The organism is Desulforamulus putei DSM 12395, assembly GCF_900129195.1.
Lineage (GTDB): Bacteria > Bacillota > Desulfotomaculia > Desulfotomaculales > Desulfotomaculaceae > Desulfotomaculum > Desulfotomaculum putei.
Map to the genome: position 1 here is coordinate 1 of NZ_FQUY01000044.1, position 9,219 is coordinate 9,219.

At 52.6% G+C, this 9,219-nt stretch carries 9 protein-coding genes; all 9 read left to right on the plus strand.

The genetic code is table 11. The features are described from left to right. Positions 1-541 precede the first annotated feature (541 nt). Positions 542-1,939: a ribulose-bisphosphate carboxylase gene (locus tag BUB67_RS15375; RefSeq protein ID WP_073240254.1), complete on the plus strand. Its 1,398-nt coding sequence runs from the start codon at positions 542-544 to the stop codon at positions 1,937-1,939. A gap of 198 nt (positions 1,940-2,137) precedes the next feature. Next, positions 2,138-3,043 (plus strand): phosphoribulokinase, encoded by a 906-nt coding sequence (locus BUB67_RS15385; RefSeq protein ID WP_084127774.1) that lies wholly within the window; start codon positions 2,138-2,140, stop codon positions 3,041-3,043. Further along, complete coding sequence (locus BUB67_RS15390; protein ID WP_073240257.1) at positions 3,027-3,866, plus strand: transketolase; 840 nt, start codon at positions 3,027-3,029, stop codon at positions 3,864-3,866. Before BUB67_RS15385 ends, BUB67_RS15390 begins: the two co-directional genes overlap by 17 nt. Positions 3,867-3,870: 4 nt before the next feature. Continuing rightward, complete coding sequence (locus tag BUB67_RS15395) at positions 3,871-4,836, plus strand: transketolase family protein (protein WP_073240258.1); 966 nt, start codon at positions 3,871-3,873, stop codon at positions 4,834-4,836. Next, positions 4,785-5,948 carry a fructose-1,6-bisphosphate aldolase/phosphatase gene (fbp, locus tag BUB67_RS15400; RefSeq protein WP_274377254.1) on the plus strand — a complete coding sequence of 388 codons (1,164 nt, stop codon included), beginning with the start codon at positions 4,785-4,787 and terminating at the stop codon, positions 5,946-5,948. The genes BUB67_RS15395 and fbp overlap by 52 nt, the downstream gene beginning before the upstream one ends. A 101-nt stretch (positions 5,949-6,049) precedes the next feature. Next, on the plus strand, positions 6,050-6,727 hold the full coding sequence (gene rpe, locus BUB67_RS15405; RefSeq protein ID WP_073240259.1) for a ribulose-phosphate 3-epimerase: 678 nt from the start codon (positions 6,050-6,052) through the stop codon (positions 6,725-6,727). 141 nt (positions 6,728-6,868) lie between these two features. Continuing rightward, positions 6,869-7,627 carry a LytR/AlgR family response regulator transcription factor gene (locus tag BUB67_RS15410; RefSeq protein WP_084127775.1) on the plus strand — a complete coding sequence of 253 codons (759 nt, stop codon included), beginning with the start codon at positions 6,869-6,871 and terminating at the stop codon, positions 7,625-7,627. 84 nt (positions 7,628-7,711) lie between these two features. Next, positions 7,712-8,680, plus strand: coding sequence for a class II fructose-bisphosphatase (gene glpX / locus BUB67_RS15415; RefSeq protein ID WP_073240260.1), 969 nt, complete (start codon positions 7,712-7,714; stop codon positions 8,678-8,680). Between the two features lie 130 nt (positions 8,681-8,810). Then, the coding region (locus BUB67_RS15420; protein ID WP_420795749.1) for a glyceraldehyde 3-phosphate dehydrogenase NAD-binding domain-containing protein at positions 8,811-9,219 on the plus strand (409 nt) is incomplete at its 3' end.

Here is a 9,219-nt window from a genome sequence, read left to right on the forward strand (position 1 = left end):
TTTAAAGCTTCAATTCCGTCTGAGGCTTCATCAATATCATATCCCTCCAGACTGGTATATTCCCTGATCATTTCCCTGATCCGTTCCTCATCATCTACTAAAAGAATTCTTACCTTTTCCATGCCGGCCACCTTCTTTTGTGAGCGTTTTCAAAATTATTATAAACTCTAATTGTGATAAAAGTTTGAAAAACGTTGATCCTTTATTCAATAAATGCTCAAACTTGGTATCCAACGTTTTGTCTTACCTGTCACTAATTTAGCCTGAAATGCTGCTTATGCCGGGTGTAAGGCGAATTTTTTAAAAAATGATTCAAAAGGGTATTTCGTTCCCGTTTATCGCAGTTTCAGACAGGGTAAGCAGCTTTTGGTGAGCCTTTTATTGTCTAGGTTAGGTCAAATCAATATACTAAAAAACATAAATAAAAAATATAGTTTTATTAACATTTTGTAAAGGAGAGATGAGTCAATGCGTTACAGTAACTTTGTTGAGTTGGACTACGTTCCTCAGGAGAGCGATTTTGAAAACAGGAGGCAGAACAATGGCATTTCTTTATAATCAGTCAAGCCGATATATTAATCTGGACCTCAAGGAAAAGGAACTCATTGACGGAGGAAAGCATGTTCTGTGCGCCTACATCATGAAACCCAAGCAGGGTTTCGGGCACATGGAGGTGGCCGCCCATTTTGCAGCCGAGTCGTCCACAGGAACCAACGTGGAGGTCTGCACCACGGACGATTTCACCAAGAGTGTGGACGCCATAGTTTATGAACTCAGCGAGACCGACAGCGGCGACTATCTTATGAAAATTGCCTACCCCCTGGATCTTTTCGACCGGAACATCATCGACGGCCGTGCCATGATGGTCTCATTCCTGACCCTGGCCATCGGCAACAACCAGGGCATGGGCGACGTCGAGTACGCCAAGCTGCACGATTTCTATTTTCCTCGGGAATACCTGCAGCTCTTCGACGGCCCGGCCCGGAACATCGTGGATTTCTGGCGCATCCTGGGGCGGCCTCTGGAAAACGGAGGCATGATCGTGGGGACTATCATCAAGCCAAAGCTCGGTCTGAGGCCCGCCCTTTTTGCCGAGGCCTGCTACCAATTTTGGCTGGGCGGCGATTTCGTTAAAAACGATGAGCCCCAGGGCAACCAACCCTTTGCTCCCCTCAAGGAAACAATGAAGGCCGTGTCCGATGCCATGAAACGGGCCCAGGATAAAACAGGCGAGGCCAAGATCTTCTCGGCCAACATCACGGCCGACGACCCGGCCGAGATCATCGCCCGCGGTGAGTACATCCTGGAGATTTTCGGCGAGAACGCCAGCCACGTCGCATTTCTGATCGACGGCTATGTCGCCGGGCCAACGGCCATCACCACGGTCCGGAGAAACTTCCCGAACCAGTTCCTGCACTACCACCGGGCCGGCCACGGGGCAGTCACCTCGCCCCAGTCCAAACGCGGCTACACCGCCTTTGTCCTGAGCAAGATGGCCCGGTTGCTGGGCGCTTCTGGCATCCACACCGGGACCATGGGTTTCGGCAAGATGGAGGGGGACCCGGCGGACAAAATCATGGCCTACATGCTGGAACGGGAAGAGGCCCAAGGGCCCTATTTCAAACAGAAATGGTACGGGTTCAAGGCAACCACGCCCATGATCTCTGGAGGCATGAACGCCCTGAGGCTGCCCGGATTTTTTAACAACCTGGGCCATTCGAACATCTGCCAGACCTCGGGCGGCGGCGCCTTTGGCCATATCGACGGCCCGACCGCCGGCGCGATTTCCTTGCGACAGGCCCACGAGGCATGGATAAAGGGAATCGATTTGGTGGAATACGCCAAGGGGCACAAGGAACTCGCCCGAGCCTTCGAGTCCTTTCCTCAAGATGCAGATCGGCTGTACCCGGGTTGGCGGGATAAACTCAAAACATCGTAACCTGCGGTTTTACGGTACAGCACCCTAAGGGAAGCCAATAAGAAACTGGGACTGGTAATTCACGCACACCGGGCAATGACGCAGCCGTTGCGCGCAGCAAACGGCATGGGATCAGCATGCTGACCCTAGCCAAACTGAGGCGCCTGGCAGGAATGAAGCAACTGCACATTGGCACCGTTGTAGGTAAGGAGGTATGTAATGATGAGACGGAAAACTACACTTATCGGAATAGTAGGGGACAGCGGGGCAGGCAAGAGCACTTTTGTAAACAACCTGGCTCAACTTTTAGGCAAAGAGCGGGTAACGGTGATCGGTTTGGACGATTACCACTCCCTTGACCGGGCCGAGCGGAAAGCAGTTGGCATTACCCCGTTAAACCCGCGGGCAAATAACCTGGGGCTGTTTATGGAACATGTCGAGCGGCTGCGCCGGGGAGAAAAAATTCTCAAGCCCGTTTACGACCACGACACCGGCACCTTTGGGGAGCCGGAATGGGTAAAACCCCGGGAATTCGTGATCTGCGAAGGACTGCATTCCTTTTTATTCGAGAAACTGGGAGAAACATATGGCTATAAAATCTACTACGATACCCACCGGGATCTAAAAATACGCTGGAAGATCCAGCGGGATGCCGCTCATCGGGGATACACCGTGGAACAAGTTGTGCAAGAAATCAGGCAGCGGCAGCGAGACATCCGCAACTTTGTAGAACCGCAGATGAGGCATGCTGACCTGGTGGTATCACTTCTCCCGCACACCGTAAATGGGCAGTCTACAGAGGCGATAAAAGTTCGCTTGGCGGAACGGACGGGGGCCAACGACATCGTACACCGGCTGATTACCCTGCACTCCAGGGGTATATTGCCCTGCCGCTGCTTTAAAGAATGGTATTGGGGACGGGAGATGAACGTGGTAGAACTGACAGAAGAAATAACACCGCCGGTGCTGGAAGCAGTGGCAGACGCCCTTGGCTGGGGAGAAAAAGCAGAAGAAAAAGAATTGACACCTTACCAATTCATGCTACTGCTGGTGGCCGGACGCTTTGGAAACAAATACAAGTCCGGGTACTGGGAAGAGAGGGGTTGCTATGCTGTCAACAGCTAGCTCTGCCGGAAGAGAAGCATACCGGGATTTAGAAAAAAGAGCCCGGGTTATTCGCCGGCATATAGTCAACATGATAGCTGAGGCTGGCTCCGGACACCCTGGGGGATCCCTTTCAGCGGTAGAAATACTCACCACCCTCTACTTTGGGGTGATGAAAATAGACCCTAAAGTTCCCGACGATCCGGAGCGAGATCGCTTTATTCTTTCCAAAGGGCATGCGGCACCGGCCCTTTACGCCACCCTGGCCGAGCGGGGGTACTTTGCGGTAGAAACACTTTCAAGTTTACGCCGGCTGGGTTCGCCGCTGCAGGGCCACCCCGACATGCGTAAAGTGCCCGGTGTGGAAATGAGCACCGGTTCTTTGGGTCAGGGTCTGTCGGTGGGAGTGGGCATGGCCTTGGGCGCCCGCCTGGATCACCGTTATTACCGGGTATACGTTTTACTGGGTGACGGTGAATGTCAGGAAGGACAAATATGGGAGGCCGCCATGGCCGCCGGTCATTACCAACTGAACAACCTGGTGGCCATAGTAGACCGCAACGGCCTGCAGATAGACGGATCCACAGAAACAGTGATGACCCTTTCCCCCTTGGCTCAGAAGTGGCGAGCCTTTGGGTGGAACGTTGTGGAAGTAGACGGCCACTCCTTTTCAGAACTTTTCCAGGCCCTGGACAGCGTGGCCTACGCTCACAAACCTACAGCCATCATCGCTCGCACAGTCAAAGGTAAAGGTGTCACCTTTATGGAAGGGGCGGTAGACTGGCACGGCAAAGCGCCGGACCGGAAACAGCGAGAAAAGGCACTGGAAGAACTGGGGGAATAGTGTTATGAGCACCAAACAACCGACCAAAGAAGCTACCCGCGATGGATACGGGCGGGCCCTGGTGGATTTGGGGCACAGGGACCACCGGGTGGTGGTACTGGACGCCGACCTGTCCAAGTCCACCAAAACAGCCCTGTTTGCCGATGCATATCCGGAACGATTTTTCAACCTTGGGATAGCTGAGGCCAATATGATAGGTGTGGCCGCCGGCCTGGCCTGCACCGGCAAGATTGTTTATGCCTCCACCTTTGCTATTTTTGCCACTCAGCGGGTGTTAAACCAGATCTTTCAATCCGTTGCCTACACCGGCCTTAACGTCAAAATCTGCGCTACCCACGCTGGGATTACAGTGGGCGAAGACGGAGCCACCCATCAGGCGTTGGACGATATAGCTCTGATGCGGGCGATGCCGGGGATGAAGGTTGTGGTGCCTGCAGATGCCGAGGAAGCTTATCGGGCTACCCTTGCCGTGGCCCAGTATGACGGGCCGGTCTACCTCCGGTTGGGCCGCCTGGCAACATCGGTAATTACATCAGACGAAGAGCCCTTCACAATTGGCAGAGCAAAGATCATGCGACCGGGTAGAGATATAACCCTGGCGGCCTGCGGATTTATGGTGGAACAATCCCTGCGGGCGGCGGTGAAACTGGCGGAGGAGGGTATCGAAGCAGAAGTTATCAATGTAAGCACCATCAAGCCGCTGGATACAGAGACTCTGGTGCAGAGCGCAGCCCGTACGGGTGTTGTAGTCACCGTAGAAGAGCACAGCGTCATCGGCGGTCTCGGCGGTGCAGTGGCCGAAGCACTAGCATCCCATCACCCGGTACCCGTGCACCGGGTGGGAGTTCCCGACCTGTTCGGACAGTCTGGTGATGCGGCCGACCTGTTGACCCACTACGGCCTCACGCCGGAAAATATTTGCGACACCGTCCGCCAAATATTAACCGATGGAAAGGAGAGAACAAAATAGAGAAAAAAATCACGTTAAGCGTTATTAAAGCGGATGTGGGTGGCTTTGTCGGGCACTCCGGAGTTCACCCCGAACTAGTGAAAAAAGCTTGTGAAGAATTGGATGCCAGCCCGCTTCTGATCGACCACCACGTGACCTACGTGGGAGACGATATCAACCTCATCCTTACCCATGAGCTGGGGTGCAACAATGAAGATATTCGACGGCTGGCGAGGAATATCCTTTCAGCCTGCACAGAAGTCGCCAAAAAATTAAAACTTTGCGGCGCCGGGCAGGACCTACTCTCTGATGCTTTTGCCGGCAACATTAAAGGTCTCGGGCCGGGAGTAGCAGAGATGGAAATAGAAGAGCGTAAGAGTGAGACTGTCATCATCCTAATGGCCGACAAGACAGGGGCGGGTGCATGGAACCTCCCCCTGTACAAGATTTTTGCGGATCCCTTTAACACCACTGGCCTGATTATCGACCCCAATATGCACTGTGGTTTCAACTTCGAAGTATACGATCTGGTCGAAAAAAAGAAGATCAACTTTGCGGCACCCGAAGAAATTTACGACATGCTGGTCTTTATCGGTGCGCCGGGGAGGTTCGTCATTAAGCACGTCTACCACCGGGGCACCGGCGAGATCGCTGCCGTTTCCAGTGCCCAGCCCCTCTACCGCGTAGCCGGTAGATACGTTGGCAAAGACGACCCGGTGTGCATTGTGCGCTGCCAGACCGGATACCCCTCCCTGGGAGAAGTCCTTGAGGCCTTTTCCCACCCGCACCTGGTGGCCGGCTGGCTGCGCGGGTCCCATATCGGTCCACTGTTACCGGTGGAGGTGAAAGATGCCCACCCTGTCAGATTCGACGGCCCGCCGCGGGTGATTGCCCTGGGCTTTCAACTGGCCGGCGGTAAACTGGTGGGGCCGCAGGATATGTTTGCAGACCCGGCCTTTGACAACGCCCGACAGGTGGCCCTTGATATTGCCGATTACATGCGCCGGATGGGCCCCTTTGAACCGCACCGCCTGCACCTGGACGAGATGGAATACACCACTATGCCGCAGGTGATGCGGAAACTAAAAGACCGGTTCATCGACCTGCCGGAAGACAGAGAGACAGGGACATAGCGCCGGTGGTCTGTGACCGAACGCATACATTTGCGACATTGTTCACCAAATGCTAATCGGTGAAAAAGGATAGAGCAAAATGGGCAAAAGGGGGGATTATGTTGGTTAAAATTGCGCCTTCCATTTTATCAGCGGATTTTTCCCGTCTGCGCGAACAGGTGGCGGCCGTTGAAGAGGCAGGGGTGGAATACCTGCACATTGACGTTATGGACGGTCATTTCGTTCCTAACATCACCATCGGCCCTCCGGTGGTGGCATCGCTTAGACCGCACTCCCGCCTTGTCTTCGACGTACACCTGATGATAGAAAAACCGGATTATTATATTGAGGAATTTATTGCTGCCGGGGCAGACCTGGTAACGGTACACGTGGAAGCCTGTACCCACCTTCACCGCACCGTTACCCGTATCAAAGAAAAGGGTGCGCTGGCCGGGATAGCGTTAAACCCGGCCACACCTTTAGCCATGGTGGAACCAATTCTTCCCACAGTGGACCTGGTACTTTTAATGACAGTAAACCCCGGTTTCGGGGGGCAGCGCTTCATCGGCGAAATTGTTTCAAAACTGGAGGCACTGTGTGATTTGCGGGCAAAATATGCCCTTGGATTTGAAATAGAAGTTGACGGAGGTATAAACGTAAACACCGCACCGGCGGTTGTCCGGGCCGGTGCGGGAGTACTGGTGACCGGATCAGCCATTTTTACCGCTCCGGATATTGCGGCCGCCATACATGACCTCCGGTCGGCGGCACACTCCACCTTAGCCTGCATCAAGACTTGAGGATGAAAGTCCAAATAAGTACAGTTCAAATCTCGGGTGGAAGACACGCCCGGCGGGCAGGCAAAATTAACGAAACGCAGCGATAACGGTGCGGTCATAGAAAACTTTACTCAATTCGCTTGCGTAGGGGGGGGGAATAAGGTGAGAATATGTAAGACTCTCATTGTAGATGATGAGTATGCTGCCCGGCAGGAGCTGCGTTACCTGCTCAGCCAATTTACTGACATTGAGGTGGTTGGTGAGGCTACCAACGCCCGGGAAGCTCTGGCATTAATCCGCTCCATTGACTACCATCTTCTTTTTCTGGATATTATGATGCCGGGAATGAGCGGGTTGGAACTTAGTACTGCCATCCGCAGCTTACCGCGCAACCCCCAAATTATTTTTATAAGCGCTTATGAAGACTATGCCGCAGAAGCATTTGGTGTGGATGCCGCAGACTACCTATTAAAACCTGTTGAGGAAGAGAGTTTGCGCCGCGCCCTGCAAAAGGTACGCCAGCGGGTCGGTATAAAAGATGTGACTGCACAGGTACACGTCCAGGCTCCCGCCATTGACCGGATTCCGGCCCAGACCCCGGTCGGAAAAACGGTTTTAGTGCCAATCCGGGATATTGTATTCTTGTATACCGAGCAAAGTCGGATATATATTCAAACGCATAACAAAAAATTTGTCACCCGCTTAACCTTGGATGAACTGGAAAGTCGCCTCAAACCCCTGGGGTTCTTTCGCGCTCACCGGTGTTACATTGTTAATTTAAAAGACATCAAAGAGATTGTACCTTTTGCTAAAGGGACATATAACCTTGTATTAAATGATGTACAGCGCAGTGCGGTTCCACTTTCCCGTCACAGAGCGAAGGTGTTGAGGGAAAGCTTGGGCTTGCGCCGGTTTCGGTAGGCGGAAGAAGCCGGGTCCTGGAACTGCCATGCACATGGGAAACCGTTCTCTCCGGAAAAAATAATTTTGAAGGGTATGAGATATATGGACCGCGAACTGGCTATGGAGATTGTACGTGTTACCGAAGTGGCTGCCATAGCTGCCGCCCGCTGGATGGGCCGGGGTAAAAAAGAAGAAGCAGACCAGGCAGCAACCAGCGCCATGCGGGCGATGTTTGATTCAATAGATATGGACGGTACGGTGGTTATCGGTGAAGGTGAAATGGACGAAGCTCCAATGCTGTATATCGGAGAAAAATTGGGACAGGCATCGTCTCCCAAAGTGGACGTGGTTGTAGATCCCCTGGAGGGAACCAACATGGTGGCCAAAGGTTACAGCAATGCCATGGCAGTGGTGGCCATTGCTGACCGGGGAGGCCTATTGCATGCCCCTGATATGTATATGGAGAAAATTGCTGTGGGGCCCAAAGCGGCAGGGAAAATTCATATCGACGACCCCATTGACCATACTTTAAAGATAGTGGCCGAAGCCAACAGTAAAAACATAAGTGACTTAACAGTGATGATACTGGAGCGCCAACGCCATCAACAGATCATAGAAGCGGTGCGCAGAGCAGGCGCCCGGGTGAGGTTGTTTGGTGACGGAGATGTTGGCGCAGCCATTGCCACAGGGTTGGATGAAACCGGCATTGACTTGTTTGTAGGTACCGGCGGTGCGCCAGAGGGTGTTATCGCTGCTGTTGCACTGAAGTGTCTGGGTGGAGAAATGCAAGCCCGCTTAGTGCCGAAGGATGATGAAGAGTACCGCCGCTGTGTGGAAATGGGTTTGAAAGACCCGAGGCAGATATTGTACATGGAAGATCTGGTAAAAAGTGACGATGCTATCTTTGCAGCCACCGGTGTAACGGATGGTGAACTTCTTAAGGGTGTACGTTTTTTAAGTAACGAACGTGTTGAAACCAATACCATCGTAATGAGAGCCAAAACCAAAACAATGAGGTTTATTAGGGCAATTCACCACCTGCCAAACAAACCGCACTTGGTGATGGAGTAAACTTCATCTTTATAAATTATACCCTATGTTATTAAAACTATTCCTAATCTTATAATTTTGAAAGGAGTTGCTTGTTGCCAATGGGGTGAAAGTCGGTATCAACGGTTTTGGGCGTATCGGGCGGAACGTATTGCGTTGTGCAATTGAACGCGGGGAGTTTGAGGTTGCCCTGGTAAACCACAAGTCCCGCCGTTTGGACTTTAAAGCAATCAATGACTTAACCTATGCGCAAACACTGGCGCACCTGTTAAAGTATGATTCTGTACATGGTATTCTCAATGCGGACATTTCCGCCACCGAAGACACCATTATAATCAACGGCAAAGAGATTAAGGTCTATGCCGAAGCGGATCCGGCCAACCTGCCCTGGGGCGAACTGGGCGTAGATATCGTTATTGAATCCACCGGCAGGTTTACCAAGGGTCCCGATGCCGCCAAACACATGCAGGCCGGCGCCAAGAAGGTCATTATCACCGCTCCCGGCAAAGAGGTGGACGGCACCTTTGTCATGGGCGTTAATGAGCACACCTATGATCCTG